Source organism: Vibrio sp. Y29_XK_CS5 (genome assembly GCF_024181835.1).
Lineage (GTDB): Bacteria > Pseudomonadota > Gammaproteobacteria > Enterobacterales > Vibrionaceae > Vibrio > Vibrio harveyi.
In genome coordinates this window covers 103,275-117,967 of record NZ_JAMZAM010000008.1, presented here as the reverse complement: position 1 = coordinate 117,967, position 14,693 = coordinate 103,275, and the positions used below count along the sequence as shown (strand labels likewise).

At 47.1% G+C, this 14,693-nt stretch carries 18 protein-coding genes; 4 read left to right on the top strand and 14 right to left on the bottom strand.

All coding sequences use genetic code 11. The features are described 5' to 3' along the window. The 9 genes from NL647_RS24325 to fkpA all read right to left on the bottom strand — a co-directional run. The coding region (locus NL647_RS24325) for a GTP-binding protein (protein ID WP_253650747.1) at positions 1 to 122 on the bottom strand (122 nt) is incomplete at its 3' end. Positions 123 to 277: 155 nt separating this feature from the next. Beyond that, positions 278 to 2,377 carry an elongation factor G gene (gene fusA, locus NL647_RS24320; protein WP_005451470.1) on the bottom strand — a complete coding sequence of 700 codons (2,100 nt, stop codon included), beginning with the start codon at positions 2,375 to 2,377 and terminating at the stop codon, positions 278 to 280. Between the two features lie 138 nt (positions 2,378 to 2,515). Beyond that, entirely contained in the window at positions 2,516 to 2,986 is a 471-nt protein-coding gene (gene rpsG, locus NL647_RS24315; RefSeq protein ID WP_005438390.1) for a 30S ribosomal protein S7, read from the bottom strand. 100 nt (positions 2,987 to 3,086) lie between these two features. Continuing rightward, on the bottom strand, positions 3,087 to 3,461 hold the full coding sequence (gene rpsL, locus NL647_RS24310) for a 30S ribosomal protein S12 (RefSeq protein ID WP_004399892.1): 375 nt from the start codon (positions 3,459 to 3,461) through the stop codon (positions 3,087 to 3,089). A 178-nt stretch (positions 3,462 to 3,639) separates the two neighbouring features. After that, positions 3,640 to 3,915: a sulfurtransferase complex subunit TusB gene (gene tusB, locus NL647_RS24305; protein ID WP_029789491.1), complete on the bottom strand. Its 276-nt coding sequence runs from the start codon at positions 3,913 to 3,915 to the stop codon at positions 3,640 to 3,642. Between the two features lie 7 nt (positions 3,916 to 3,922). Then, positions 3,923 to 4,279 (bottom strand): sulfurtransferase complex subunit TusC, encoded by a 357-nt coding sequence (gene tusC / locus NL647_RS24300; protein ID WP_005451467.1) that lies wholly within the window; start codon positions 4,277 to 4,279, stop codon positions 3,923 to 3,925. Beyond that, positions 4,276 to 4,671 (bottom strand): sulfurtransferase complex subunit TusD, encoded by a 396-nt coding sequence (tusD, locus tag NL647_RS24295; RefSeq protein WP_005438379.1) that lies wholly within the window; start codon positions 4,669 to 4,671, stop codon positions 4,276 to 4,278. Before tusD ends, tusC begins: the two co-directional genes overlap by 4 nt. 2 nt (positions 4,672 to 4,673) lie before the next feature. Then, positions 4,674 to 5,390, bottom strand: coding sequence for a transcriptional regulator (locus NL647_RS24290; protein WP_005438378.1), 717 nt, complete (start codon positions 5,388 to 5,390; stop codon positions 4,674 to 4,676). 144 nt (positions 5,391 to 5,534) lie between these two features. After that, positions 5,535 to 6,317, bottom strand: coding sequence for an FKBP-type peptidyl-prolyl cis-trans isomerase (fkpA, locus tag NL647_RS24285; protein ID WP_005451465.1), 783 nt, complete (start codon positions 6,315 to 6,317; stop codon positions 5,535 to 5,537). 128 nt (positions 6,318 to 6,445) lie between these two features. On the opposite strand from fkpA, the gene NL647_RS24280 reads away from it, so the two are divergent. Then, positions 6,446 to 7,432 carry a WD40 repeat domain-containing protein gene (locus tag NL647_RS24280; RefSeq protein WP_253650746.1) on the top strand — a complete coding sequence of 329 codons (987 nt, stop codon included), beginning with the start codon at positions 6,446 to 6,448 and terminating at the stop codon, positions 7,430 to 7,432. Further along, positions 7,429 to 7,656, top strand: coding sequence for a SlyX family protein (locus NL647_RS24275; RefSeq protein WP_005451463.1), 228 nt, complete (start codon positions 7,429 to 7,431; stop codon positions 7,654 to 7,656). Before NL647_RS24280 ends, NL647_RS24275 begins: the two co-directional genes overlap by 4 nt. 93 nt (positions 7,657 to 7,749) lie before the next feature. Here NL647_RS24275 and NL647_RS24270 read toward each other — a convergent pair whose 3' ends face one another. From NL647_RS24270 to kefG, 5 genes are all read right to left on the bottom strand, one after another. Further along, positions 7,750 to 8,691, bottom strand: coding sequence for an isoaspartyl peptidase/L-asparaginase family protein (locus NL647_RS24270; RefSeq protein WP_199451246.1), 942 nt, complete (start codon positions 8,689 to 8,691; stop codon positions 7,750 to 7,752). A gap of 130 nt (positions 8,692 to 8,821) precedes the next feature. Further along, entirely contained in the window at positions 8,822 to 9,397 is a 576-nt protein-coding gene (gene slyD / locus NL647_RS24265; protein ID WP_005432768.1) for a peptidylprolyl isomerase, read from the bottom strand. Positions 9,398 to 9,485: 88 nt separating this feature from the next. Further along, a complete protein-coding gene (locus NL647_RS24260) occupies positions 9,486 to 9,686 on the bottom strand; it encodes a YheV family putative zinc ribbon protein (protein WP_005432753.1) in 201 nt (66 codons plus the stop codon). A gap of 35 nt (positions 9,687 to 9,721) precedes the next feature. Continuing rightward, positions 9,722 to 11,518, bottom strand: coding sequence for a glutathione-regulated potassium-efflux system protein KefB (gene kefB / locus NL647_RS24255; protein WP_038897874.1), 1,797 nt, complete (start codon positions 11,516 to 11,518; stop codon positions 9,722 to 9,724). Then, on the bottom strand, positions 11,502 to 12,089 hold the full coding sequence (kefG, locus tag NL647_RS24250) for a glutathione-regulated potassium-efflux system ancillary protein KefG (RefSeq protein WP_005451460.1): 588 nt from the start codon (positions 12,087 to 12,089) through the stop codon (positions 11,502 to 11,504). The genes kefB and kefG overlap by 17 nt, the downstream gene beginning before the upstream one ends. A gap of 177 nt (positions 12,090 to 12,266) precedes the next feature. Between kefG and NL647_RS24245 the strand changes: the two genes are divergently transcribed. Further along, complete coding sequence (locus NL647_RS24245) at positions 12,267 to 14,186, top strand: ABC transporter ATP-binding protein (RefSeq protein ID WP_253650745.1); 1,920 nt, start codon at positions 12,267 to 12,269, stop codon at positions 14,184 to 14,186. Further along, the gene (locus NL647_RS24240) at positions 14,183 to 14,662 is read left to right on the top strand and encodes a TIGR02444 family protein (protein WP_005451456.1); all 480 of its coding nucleotides are present in this window, start codon (positions 14,183 to 14,185) and stop codon (positions 14,660 to 14,662) included. The genes NL647_RS24245 and NL647_RS24240 overlap by 4 nt, the downstream gene beginning before the upstream one ends. Positions 14,663 to 14,693 lie beyond the last annotated feature (31 nt).

The window sequence follows — 14,693 nt, the reverse complement described above, 5'->3', positions numbered from 1 at the left end:
CCGTATACTTTAGCAAGTGTTGTACAGATAGCTGCAGTTAGAGTAGTTTTACCGTGGTCAACGTGGCCGATAGTACCAACGTTTACGTGCGGTTTTACACGTTCAAATTTTTCTTTAGACACAATCGTGTTCCTTCCTAGTTATGATTCGCCGTGATCATTATTGATCTCGACGCGCCAGAAATTGTTATTTTATGCGCCAACGCCTGTTAGCGCAATATTTGGACGCATTGATCTTTAAAAAAAGCTGGACTTTTTTTCAGCTCAAAGCGTTTTAATTAGTAACCACGGTCTGCAATGATTTTATCTGCGAAGTTTTTCGGTACTTCAGCGTACTCGTTAAACTCCATAGAGTAAGACGCACGGCCTTGAGTTGCAGAACGTAGGTCAGTTGCGTAACCAAACATCTCAGATAGTGGAACTTGAGCACGAATGATCTTAAGACCAGCCACACCTTCATCCATACCTTCGATCATACCGCGGCGGCGGTTTAGGTCACCAACAACGTCACCCATCCAATCTTCCGGCGTAGTTACTTCAACATTCATCATTGGTTCTAGAATCACAGGTTGTGCTTCTAGTGCACCTTTCTTGAATGCCATCGAGCCAGCGATCTTGAACGCCATCTCGCTTGAGTCAACATCGTGGTAAGAACCGTCAAATAGTGTTGCTTTAATATCTAGAACAGGGTAACCCGCTAGAACACCACTATTCATTTGTTCTTCGATACCTTTCGATACCGAGCTGATGTATTCCTTAGGAACCACACCACCCACAATCTCGTCTACGAATACGAAACCTTCACCAGGCTCTGAAGGTTCAAGTTTGATCCATACGTGACCGTATTGACCGCGACCGCCAGATTGACGAACGAACTTGCCTTCTACTTCCGCTTTACCACGAATGGTTTCACGGTAAGCAACCTGAGGTTTACCAACGTTACAGTCAACGCTGAATTCACGCTTCATACGGTCAACGATGATATCTAGGTGAAGCTCACCCATACCAGAGATCAGAGTCTGACCTGTTTCGTCATCCGTTTCCACGCGGAATGATGGGTCTTCCGCTGCCAGTTTACCTAGCGCGATACCCATTTTCTCTTGGTCTGCTTTAGAACGAGGTTCTACAGCGATCTGAATTACAGGTTCAGGGAATTCCATGCGTTCTAGAATCACTTTGTGGTTCTGGTCACATAGTGTGTCACCTGTTGTAACGTCTTTCAGACCGATAGCAGCTGCGATATCACCAGCGCGAACTTCTTTTACTTCTTCACGCTTGTTCGCATGCATCTGAACGATACGACCGAAACGCTCTTTCTTGTCTTTTACTGAGTTGTAAACAGCATCACCTGAGTTCACAACACCTGAGTAAACGCGCATGAAAGTTAGCGTGCCCACGAATGGGTCAGTCGCGATCTTGAATGCTAGTGCTGAGAACGGTTCGTTGTCGTCTGCGTGACGCTCAACTTCGTTCTCTCTTTCGTCGATACCTTTAATTGCAGGTACGTCGATTGGCGATGGCAAGAACTCGATCACTGCGTCTAGTACTGCTTGAACACCTTTGTTTTTGAACGCACTACCACAAGTAGCCAGTACGATTTCGTTGTTTAGTGTACGAGTACGTAGAGCTTGTTTGATCTCTGCTTCAGACAGTTCACCTTCTTCAAGGTACTTGTCCATTAGCTCTTCAGTTGCTTCTGCTGCCGCTTCAACTAGGTTGTTGCGCCATTCTTCTGCAAGCTCTTGCATGTCAGCTGGAATTTCGTCGTATGTGAACGACATACCTTGGTCGGCTTCATTCCAGTTGATCATCTTCATCTTGATAAGGTCGATAACACCACGGAAATCATCTTCTGCACCAACGTTTAGTTGGATTGGAACAGGATTCGCACCAAGACGGTTTTTAATTTGGTCCACAACGCGTAGGAAGTCAGCGCCTGCACGGTCCATCTTGTTAACAAATACCATACGTGGAACGTGGTACTTGTCAGCTTGACGCCATACAGTTTCAGACTGAGGTTCAACACCAGATGAACCACAGAACACAACAACTGCACCATCAAGTACGCGTAGAGAACGCTCTACTTCGATAGTAAAGTCAACGTGTCCAGGAGTGTCGATGATGTTAACGCGGTGCTCTTGGAATTGTGCTTCCATACCACGCCAGAAGGTAGTAGTCGCCGCAGACGTGATTGTGATACCACGTTCTTGCTCCTGCTCCATCCAGTCCATGGTTGCTGCGCCATCGTGAACTTCACCGATTTTATGAGACAGACCAGTGTAGAACAGAATACGTTCAGTAGTGGTTGTTTTACCTGCATCTACGTGAGCACAGATACCGATATTACGGTAGCGCTCAATAGGAGTTTTGCGAGCCACGATTGAATCCTCTTAACTTAGAGATAGGGACTATTGCTATAACTAAAAAATGCTATCCCCTAGATATAGCAATAGTTCCTAGCATAGGCATAGGAACTAAAGAAGTGCTGCAAGGAACCTTGCAGCACTGAAAAGGTATTACCAACGGTAATGAGCGAACGCTTTGTTTGCGTCAGCCATGCGGTGAACGTCTTCACGTTTCTTAACCGCAGTACCTTTGTTCTCAGACGCGTCTAGCATTTCAGCAGCTAGGCGTTGAGCCATAGATTTTTCACCACGCTTACGCGCAGCTTCAACCAACCAACGCATAGCAAGTGCGTTACGGCGAACCGGACGTACTTCTACAGGTACTTGGTAAGTTGAACCACCTACACGGCGAGATTTAACTTCTACCGCTGGGCGAACATTTTCAAGAGCTTCTTCAAAAATAGCTAAGTGGTCTTTACCAGACTTTTCAGCCATAGAATCTAGTGCAGTGTAAACGATTTTTTCTGCAGTAGATTTTTTACCGTCAACCATTAGGATGTTAACGAATTTTGCCAGCAGTTCAGATTTGAACTTTGGATCTGGAAGGATCTTACGCTGACCAATGACGCGACGACGTGGCATGGATTTTCTCCGTTGTCTTCTTCAGGTTTTATCCAAAACTTTTCAGTTTTTTCAAAAAATTAAAAATAATTTAGTGTTTGGCCTTACTTAACGGAATCCATTAAGACTTAGGACGCTTCACACCGTACTTAGAACGACCTTGTTTACGGTCGTTAACGCCAGCACAGTCAAGTGCACCGCGAACAGTGTGGTAACGTACACCCGGAAGGTCTTTTACACGACCGCCACGGATTAGTACAACACTGTGCTCTTGAAGGTTGTGACCTTCACCGCCGATGTACGATGTAACTTCGAAGCCGTTTGTCAGACGTACACGACAAACTTTACGAAGTGCTGAGTTAGGTTTTTTAGGTGTAGTAGTGTAAACACGAGTACATACACCACGTTTTTGTGGGCACGCTTCTAGTGCAGGCACGTTGCTTTTAACAACTTGCTTTGCACGTGGCTTACGTACCAACTGGTTAATAGTTGCCATTAACTAGCTCCTGATTTACTTGAAAGTAAGCTTTGTGAAAAATCTATCCCTAACAGCGGTTGGCAGTTAGGGACGCAAAATTCTATGCAGCAGTGAGAGGTGTGTCAAGAAATATACGGATCTTTTTTGTTCAATTAGGGCAATTAATCCGTAAAGCTCAATCGACAGGAAAGAAGGGTTAATCCCAAGTCAGAGATTTGGCTTGTTTTGCTGTTAGTTCAACAAAGCCAGCATAGCCAATCACCTCAATAGATGGGCTGATACGATTGCTCATGCCGCGGGCTTCAATATCGCTTTGCAGCGCAAACATTGATGGACCTTTTACCTTGCTGAATGCCTTATGCTGAGGGTTCGCAGCGTACACGGCATCTTCAATCAATAAGACATCATCTTGCTCACTGTACAGTGCCATTGCATCGTCTAATGCAGCTACGGATTTGATGATATGTAACATGGCTTCCTCAGAATGACAGCAGTTTGCCCGCTTGTTGCAGTTGAGCTTTTAGTTGCTCTGTATTTAGCGCCTCTGCATCAATGACTAAATCGGCTTGAGCCAAGCCACGCTCGGCAAGCGAATCGGCACAAACAAACACTTGCTCAATGTCGTACAAGTCGAACAACTTCAACATTGGAGCGTAGTCTTTGCTTAATATGCCTTTAGGCTCTTGTCCAAGCAGTAACTGATACACACCATCCCCAACAAATAGAACGGTGATGTCTTCACAGTACGCAGACGCTGCTAACAGCGCATCCACACCTTCACGCCCTGCATTGTTACCATGAGGCGCGCTACGAAATAGGTAAGTTAACTGACTCAAAACTGCACCACTCTATCTTGCGTTAACATGGCTTCAGCTAAGCTCCCCAAACCGGCTTGCTCGAACCCTGTCGCTAGGTTGTTCTGCTCAAGACCATGTTGATTCGCCTCATCTTCGCTGATGATGCCGCGACGCAAAGCGGCTGCAACGCAGGTTTCCAGACGAACATCGTGTTGCTGTGCGAGTGATTGCCATGCTTTGGTTAGGTCAAACTCGTCGTTGGCAGGCACGCTCAAAGCCGTACCATTAGTGACGCCATCTTGGTAAAAGAACACACTCACCAGAGTATGTCCTTGTTCAATTACCGCTTGTGCGAATTGATATGCGCTGCGCGCCGATTGACTGCCGTAAACCGGCCCGTTCACTACCAGCGTGTAAGTTAATCCACTCACGCTTATTCGTCCTCAGTCTTACGCTGACGAATGTATAGGTAAACGGTGTGTTTAGAGATATTCAGGCGATCTGCGACACGGTTGATAGCGTCTTTGATATCGAAAATACCTTTGTCGTACAGTTCCATCACTATCTGACGGTTTTTGGTGTTGTTCGAGACGGATTTGTCGGCGTTGATCTCTTCAATCGTACGCTCAACCGTTTGGTCTACGAGTTCTTCAACATCACTTGCGAAGTTAACGGATGACGCCGCTTCTTTCGCTTCTTGCGTTGGCATGAAAGATTGCAGCACTTGAGAGAAAGGCGCATCAAGGTTGACGTTGATACAAAGCAAACCAATCACACGGTTTTCGCCGTTACGAATAGCAACGGTGATCGACTTCATTAATACGCCGCCTTTAGCGCGGGTGAAGTACGAACGTGAGAAGTTACGCTCAGAACCTTCGATGTCTTTCAGCATCTTAAGTGCTAAGTCAGTGATAGGAGAACCTACCTGACGACCGGTGTTCTCACCGTTAGCGATTTTGATTGCAGAGGTATTGAGGTCTTCCAGTGAGTGAAGAACGATCTCACAGAACGGACCAATAAGACTGGCAATGCCGTCCACGACCGCTTCGTAAGATCTCAAGATGATTTTATCGTGCTCGGTAAATGGCATCACGTTGACAGATTCCATTTCGAGCAACATTTCCGCATTTATTGTTTCTGTAGTTGTCATAAGCCTTCGAGCGAAAAATCAACAAATTGGTGTAAGTTTATCAGAAAATTTGAAAGGCAACCTAGCAAACTCACCAACTAGTGACCTAGAACAAAAAAGGCCCGTAAAACGGACCTTTTTTCATCGAGTTATCGCTAAGGATAATTATTGAGCAGCGTTGTCGTTCTCAATTTTTAGTAGCTCAACTTCGAATACTAGCGTTGAGTTAGCAGGAATGCTCGGTGTGTCTTGGTCACCGTATGCTAGCTCTGGCGGGATAACGAATTTGAACTTAGAACCTACAGGCATTAGCTGAACACCTTCAGTCCAACCTGGGATTACGCGGTTTAGTGGGAACGTTGCTGGTTCGCCACGATCGTAAGAGCTGTCGAATTGAGTACCGTCGATCAGAGTACCTTTGTAGTGTACTTGAACTGTGTCGGTGTCTTTTGGCTTCTCGCCTTCAGCCGGTGTTTCAACTTTGTATAGAAGACCAGATTCTGTCTTCACTACGCCTTCTTGCTTCTCGAATTCCGCACGGAAGTCATCACCAGCTTTCTTCGCTTCAGCTGCTTTCTCAGCCGCTTGCTTTTGCATAGTTTCTGCAACACGCTTGTCTAGAGATTCTAGAGCGGCACGAGTTTCTTCTTCGTTTAGCGCTGCTTTATCTTTAAATACGTCTTCGATACCTTTAAGAACTAGGTCTTTGTTTAGGTTGATGCCAATTTCGCTTGGTTTTTCAATGCTAGTGCTTAGGTAGTTAGCAAATGAAACACCGATCGCGTAAGCCGCTTTGTCATCGTCTGTTTTAAAGTGAACTGCTTTACCAGTTTCTGCTTGAACTTGTTCTGCTTGAGGTGCTGCTTCTGGTTTTGTTTCTTCTTTTTGACAACCTACCGCTAGCATTACTGTTGCAGCAAGTAGCGACACTTTTAAAACTGATTTCATTAAATTCTCCCAATAATGGCTTAGCCACTGGTTGTTGTGCACAAATCTTCTATGAGACTAGTGAAGACAATCGTTATACCAATATACTAGCTATATGTCTTAAGACACAAACCGGATTATTAGATGTGATGCAAAGAATTTCTCATTTATTCCTATATTTAATTGTCATCACCACGTTAAATGGATGCTTTTTTACCGATCGTGATGTTCAACGTTGGTCACTCGAACCACAAGGTTCCACCAGCTTTGCGCTCAGCCGAGATGGTCGATTTGCGCTGCTGTACTCCAAAGAGCACCAATTGGTTCTTTGGGATTTGGAGCAAAACAAACAACTCGCAAAGCTGGGTGAACTCGATCAAGCCGCCAACGTGGTCTCCCATATTCGCATTTCAGACAATGGTCGTTATGCAGTCACAGCAAGCCAAATGAACTTCGCTGTGTGGGATCTCGGATGGACTCAAGCTGAAGGGCTGTGGTCTATCGATGACGCGCTGATTCGAGACGTTGATATCACCAGTAACGGTGAACAGGTATTACTTGGACTGTCCAACGGTAAAGCGATTTACGTCAACTTAGTCACTGGTCGTCGGCTAGAGTTCCTTGCGCACCAAGAAAAAGTCAATTCTGTCGCTATCTCGCCCAACGGTCGCTTCGCTCTCACAGGTGGCAACGACTACAAAGCGTATCTGTGGGATACCGAAACAGGGCTGGTATTACGTACCTTTGAGCACGACCAACGCGTAGTCAGAGTCGCTTTACAGAGAGATGGCAAACTGGCCATGACCTCAGGCGGTGGCAACCAAGCCATCATCTGGAATTTAGAGACGGGTGAAGAAGTCACGCAACTGAGCAGTTGGTCTCGTCAGTTAATCTTTTCGACGGCGCGCTTCTCCGATGATGGCAGCTTGTTAGTAACTGGCACACCTTCAGGTCGTGTGATGGTGTGGGATACCCAGACCGGTAAACGCGTCGATGGATTTGAAGTTGAGCCGAAAAAAGATACTCGCCCTCCCCGCGCGGTCGTGTATGATGCAGCCTTTGATTCCAAGCAACGTGTAATTACTGCCACTTCTGCGGGCATTGCCCAAGCTTGGCAGCTAGAGAACGGATCATGACAGATAAAATCATTCAGCAATTGGAAGCACGCATCAATGACTTAGAATGTCAGCTTGCGTTCCAAGAACAGACTATTGAAGATCTGAACGGCGCCTTGTCGCAGCAACAACTGCAAATTACCAAGATGCTCGATCAGATGAAATATGTGGTAGGTAAAGTGAAAAATATGGACTCGTCGAATTTAGCCGATCCGTCAGAAGAAACCCCACCACCGCATTATTAAAATGCAGGCTCAAATAGCATAAGCCCAGAACGTGTTCTGGGCTTTGTTGTATTCGCAACTTAAAAATGTTGCTTAGGAATGAGCGGGACGAAATTATTCGTCTGCGTAGATTTTAACGATCAGCTCGCCTTGTGTATTGATGCCAGCTCGGTACATGCCAGAACTGTTCATCGCAAAGTGCAGCTCACCTTTAGCATCAATTGCAATCAAACCACCTTCGCCGCCCATTGCTTTTAAATCACCCTGAATAATGTGTTCGCACGCCGTATGAACGTCTTCTTGCAAATAACGCATGCGTGCTGCAACGTCTTCCGCAACACGTTTACGAATAAAGAACTCACCGACGCCCGTAGTGGAAACCGCGACGACACCATTCTCTGCCACCGTACCACAACCAATCAGAGCGGAGTCTCCCACTCGACCGTATTTCTTGTTGGTCACGCCACCAGTACTGGTGGCAGCGGCTAAGTTGCCTTGTTGGTCCAATGCCACTGCACCAACCGTACCGTGCTTACGATCATCTGGGTAACGAGATTCCGACAGAGCAAACAGTCCTTTCTCACGCATAGACAGCAACTGCTCATAGCGGCGATCGGTAAAGAAGTAATCCTGCTCGGTGTACTCATGACCTTGTTCAAAAGCAAACTTCTCTGCGCCCTCGCCCACCAACAATACATGGTTGCTGTTTCGCATCACGTCACGAGCGAGTTCAATGGGGTTTCTGATATGACGCACCCCAGCGACTGCCCCTGCGGCTTGATGTCGACCATCCATCACAGAGGCATCCATTTCGACCATCTCGTTATGGGTCAGTACCGAGCCTTTACCCGCATTAAAATTAGGAGAGTCTTCCAGCACTTTCACTGCCGCCACGACCGCATCTATGGCTTCACCACCTGTTGCTAGGATTTGATGCCCCGCTTTTACCGCAGCTTCTAAATCCGCCAAGATGGATTGTTGCAGTTCGTCACTCATCTGTTCACGCAAGATAGTGCCTGCACCGCCATGAATGGCAATCGAGAAAGGTTTCGTCATCGCTTTGTCCAACTGTTATTCCTTGTATGATTGGCACTACACCCCAGATAGACAAAAAGCGCAAGTTGAAACCTCAACTTGCGCTTTTTAAAGCTTTGCTAGATAGCGTTATCTAGTGAAGAGCGTGCGATTAGTGAGAACCGCAACCGCCGCCGCCACAACATTCGTGGTCGTCAGCTTTTTCTTCGCCACCGCAGCAGCCGCCTTCGTGATCGTGGTCGTGACCGCCACAACAGCCACCACCTTGGTGGATGTGACCGTGTTCGATCTCTTCAGCTGTCGCTTCACGAGTAGCCATAACTTCTACTTCGAAAGTTAGTGTTTGACCAGCTAGCATGTGGTTGCCGTCTACAACAACTTCGTCGCCGTCTACTTCAGTTACTTCTACAGGGATTGGACCTTGGTCAGTATCTGCTAGAAAACGCATGCCAACTTCGATTTGGTCAACGCCTTGGAATACGTCTGCAGGAACACGTTGCACTAGTGCATCGTTGTGGTCGCCGTACGCATCTTCAGGAGCTACTGTTACTGAGAACTTGTCGCCAGCCACTTTACCTTCTAGTTCTTTCTCAAGACCAGTGATTAGGTTGTTGTGACCGTGAAGGTAATCAAGAGGTGCTTCAGAAGTTGATTGATCAACAACAACACCGTCTTCCAACATTACTTTGTATGCAAGGCTTGCAACAACGTTCTTTTCAATTTTCATACTAACTCCAGGGAGATTAATTGACCTAACCAGAATGGGGTTAAGTACCGAGATGATAGTATTATGGGGATCAATTAACGAAGTTCAATTACTCAGGCTTAAAAATCCCGATCATTTCTTGTTCTGAGTGTTTATTTTTTTCTACAGATTGCGGTTTACGCTGCTCGGTATAATCGCAGTCGACACACTCAACCAGCTCAATGTTGTTATCAATCCACCAGCGCAGAGTATCTTGCTGACTGCATTGCGGGCAGCTTGCACCCGCGATAAAACGTTTCTTGGCTTTCACTTTTGTTCCTTTTCCCGCCTAATGCTGCGCGGGTACTACTTCCAATGATTTGGCGACTGTTGGTCGCTTTCCATTTCACGACCGAAGATTTCTTCTAGTTCTTTACGTGCTTCTTTCGAGCGTTGAGCGAGCTCTTTATCCTCATTATGCTGAGGCAATAAGTCTTTGAGCATAGCATTATCTAGCTTGCGAAAATGTGCTTCTGCCCGCTTTGCTTGATACGGGTGCATGCCTAATTCTACGAGCGCTTGGCGACCTAGATCTAATGCGCCTAAAAAGGTTTCTCGCGAGTAATTTTGCACGCCGTGGTTCATTAACTGGTAGGCTTCTACGCGGCTGCGAGCACGGGCAAGGATCTTCAACTTCGGAAAGTGCGCACGGCAAATGTCGACAATCGCCATCACCTCATCTGGTGAGTCGGTACAGATCACTAAGGCTTCTGCTTTATCCGCTCCCGCGGCGCGTAACAAATCAATCTGAGTCGCATCACCATAAAACACCTTATAACCGTATTTACGCAGCAAGTGGATTTGGCTCGCGTCACTTTCTAGTACTGTTACTTTGATCTTGTTGGCGTACATCAGGCGTCCAACAATCTGACCAAAACGACCAAAGCCTGCGATGATCACTCGTGGTCGACGATCCACCACATTGGTCGTGACGCTCTCTTCTTCTTGGTTAAGCGTGTGCGCAAACCATTTTTTCTGTCCCATGAGCAGCAGCGGCGTGGTCACCATCGACAAGCTCACCACCACCAACAAAAAGGCAACTTGCTCCTTGGTTAAGATACCTTCTTGGCTTGCCGCGGTGAAAATCACAAACGCAAACTCACCACCTTGGCTCAAAATCGCTGCCATACGACTGCGCGACTTCGCACGAACTCGAGCAGTGCGAGCCAAAACATACAGAACCAAACCTTTGACCACCACAAGAGCAATCACGGCACCAATAATTGCGAACGGCTGCAAGGCTAATAAACCAAGATTCACTGCCATACCCACAGCAATAAAGAACAAGCCAAGCAGCAGACCTTTAAACGGTTCAATCGCGATTTCTAGTTCATGACGGTATTCACTTTCTGCCAGTAACACACCCGCTAAGAAAGTACCGAGTGCCATCGACAGCCCCAGCTTTTGCATCGCAACAGAAATGCCAAGTACGACTAGGAGGGCGGCAACGGTGAAGAGTTCTCGCACACCACTCATCACCACAAAACGGAACAGAGGACGTAAGAGGAAATGACCGCCAACTAATAACGCAACCACACTGCCTAACACCCAAATAGCATCTAACCAATCACCGCCGCTTTGACCACCGGCGAGTAATGGCAGCATGGCGAGCATCGGGATGACGGCAATATCTTGGAACAGCAACACAGCAAAACCAGATTGTCCGGTTTCCGTGCCGGCTTGCCCCTGTTCTTCGATCACTTTTAGTGCAATCGCGGTGGACGAGAGTGCCAAGCCCATACCGATCACTAAGCTCACTTGCATGCTCAATCCAAACAGGCTGACGATGCTGCCTATCACCGCCGTGGTGACAATAACTTGAGCGCCACCCAGACCGAGGATTGGTCCGCGCATCTGCCATAACTTTTTAGGGTTGAGTTCCAAACCAATTAAGAACAGCAGCAACACCACCCCGAGTTCGGCGAAGTGGAGAATCGCGTCCACATCACTGATTAACCCCAGCCCCCAAGGACCAATTAGAACGCCTGCAATCAGGTAGCCAAGCACAGAGCCCAGACCAAGTCGCTGGGCAATCGGCACTGCAATAACGGCAGCAGAAAGGAATACCACACTACTTTGAAGAAACTCACTGGTTATCGCCATGGTAACCTCCTTGCTCATCCCACTCTCTCAGAGGGTTGTTCAGCCATTGACGATATTGTTCAGCATGCTGATAACGTTCGATGTCCGATACATTGCGCGACCAGTACAGCACTAAAGGCTCAATCCAATGCATCTGACATAAAGCGGCAGTCAGTTCAAACGGTTGTAGAATTTGCTCAAGTGGGTATTTGTTGTAACCCATCGGGCTGAACGCATCCTCTTTACCGCCAGTAGTGATCACACTGCGCCAGTACTTACCCGCTAATGCGCTACCATCACCGAACGCAAAACCTTTGCCCAACACACGATCCATCCATTCTTTCAACAGTGCAGGACAGGAATACATATAGAGAGGATGATGAAAAACGATCACATCATGCGACATCAGTAGATCGTGTTCGTAGTTCACATCAATAAAGAAATCAGGGTACGCACCATAAAGATCGTGCACGGTGACATGCCCCAGTGATTCGATTTTTTTAATCATCACTTGGTTGGCAATGGAGTTTTGCGGTTCTGGGTGAGCATAAATAACCAGAACCCTCGGAGGAATGGGCGTAGCAACAGCCAAATGGTCGTCCTTGTGTTGATTTCTCAGGGAAAATTATCGTTATCAGTTTGTTATACTTTTTTGTATAGCATAATGCAATTAAAGCGCAGAGATCGACTTTTCCCGCCAATACCCCTACTATTCACCGCGAGATCAACGACCAAGAAACGCGCACTGCGCAAAGTGAATTAAAACTCTATGATTACCTTCTCTGATATTCAGTTACTGCGTGGCGGTAAACCTCTTTTAGACCAAGCATCTGCAACCATTCACCCGGGCGACAAAGTGGGTCTGGTTGGTAAAAACGGCTGTGGTAAATCAACTCTGTTTGCCCTACTAAAAGATGAACTGTCGATTGATGCAGGCTCATTTAGCCAACCTCAACATTGGGAATTGGCTTGGGTTGCACAGGAAACGCCTGCACTCGACCGTAGCGCACTGGAATACGTCATTGATGGTGATCGTGAGTTCCGCGATCTTGAAGCTCAACTGGCGATCGCCGAAGAGAAAGACAACGGCACCCTAGTTGCGGAGATCCACGGCAAAATTGAAACCATTGGCGGTTACAGCATTCGCGCACGTGCTGCCGAACTGCTTGATGGTCTGGGCTTTAGCCAAGAGCAAATGAGTTGGAACCTGACTCAGTTCTCGGGTGGTTGGCGCATGCGCCTTAACTTGGCTCAAGCGCTATTGTGTCGTTCTGATCTACTGTTACTCGACGAACCAACCAACCACTTGGATTTGGACGCGGTCATGTGGCTAGAGCGCTGGTTACAAAACTACCCTGGTACACTGATTCTGATCTCGCACGACCGTGACTTCTTGGACCCGATCGTTGGTCGCATCATTCACATCGAGAACCAGCAGTTGAACGAATACACGGGTAACTACTCGTCATTCGAAAACCAACGCGCACAAAAGATGGTGCTGCAACAAGCGATGTTTGAGAAGCAACAGAAACAGATGTCGCACATGCAAAGCTACATTGACCGCTTCCGTTACAAAGCATCCAAAGCGCGCCAAGCACAAAGCCGAATTAAAGCGCTGGAGCGTATGGAGAAGGTACTGCCAGCGCAGTTCGATAACCCATTTAGTTTCCAGTTCCGCGATCCTGCAGCCCTACCAAACCCAATCATGATGATGGATGAAGTGTCGGCAGGCTACGGTGACAACCTGATCCTAGAGAAGATCCGCCTTAACCTAGTACCGGGCAGCCGCATTGGTCTACTTGGTCGTAACGGCGCGGGTAAATCAACCTTGATCAAATTGCTGTCTGGTGAGCTAAAAGCGCAAAGCGGCGATCTGACTTACTCGCAAGGCGTGAAGATCGGTTACTTCGCTCAGCACCAACTAGAAACACTACACCCAGAAGAAACACCGTTGCAGCACATGATGCAAATCGCACCGGATCAAACCGAGCAGCAGCTACGTGATTACCTAGGTAGCTTTGGTTTCCCAGGTGATAAAGCGCTTGAGAAAGTTGCACCGTTTTCAGGTGGTGAAAAAGCGCGTTTAGTATTGGCATTGATTGTGTGGCAGAAACCAAACCTATTGCTACTCGATGAGCCAACCAACCACTTGGACTTGGACATGCGCCAAGCACTAACGATGGCACTGCAAACATTCGAAGGTGCGATGGTGATTGTTTCGCACGATCGCTACCTATTGCGTGCAACCACAGATGATTTGTACCTTGTGCACGATCGCCAAGTCGCACCATTCGACGGTGACTTGAACGATTACTACAAGTGGTTGACCGAGCAACAAAAAGCCGAGCGTAAAGAAGCACAAGCTGCTCAACCAGTTAAAGATAACGCCAACAGTGCAGCGGCGAAAAAAGAGCAAAAGCGACGCGAAGCAGAATTTCGTAAGCAGACCGCACCAATTCGCAAAACGCTGACACAGTTAGAAAACAAAATGGATAAGTTAGGTGAAGCTCTAGCGAAAGCAGAAGAGCAATTAGCGGATAACTCGCTGTATGAAGCCGAAAACAAGGCTAAACTTAACGAAGTGTTGGCGCTTCAAGCTTCTAGCAAAGCAGATCTTGAAGAAGTAGAAATGGAATGGATGTCTGCCCAAGAAACACTCGAGCAGATGGAACTAGAGTTTAATCAATGACAAACGAGCACGCAGAATACACTCTTACCCTAGAACACCTTTGGCAGTTCAGTCTGCAATTTTATGGTGTGCGAGAAGTGAAGGAAGCGTGCTTATCATTGCAAAACAACTACCACGGCAACGTGAACCTATTACTGCTGCTCAGATGGCTCGATGAGCAGCAGGTAATTTTCCAAGAGCAAGACTGGCACATGGTGCAAGGCTGCCTTGGTCGAAGTGAAACCCTGCTCCACTCTTACCGTGAACTTCGTCGCCACCTCAAATCACAAGTTAATGACGCGCTTTATCGCGAAGCATTACAGTTCGAATTGCAGCTCGAAAAACAGCAACAGTCCGACCTCGTCGACTGCGTCAACTCACTCAGATTAGTCAAGAATGATGGCGAACCACTGACGCTGAGATACTGTCGCCAGTTAGGTGGAGAGCATCTGCAACAGGCATTCTCCATTCCAGTTCCAAACATTCAATATCCATAAATCAGTCATAAACCAGTAAAATATCTATACT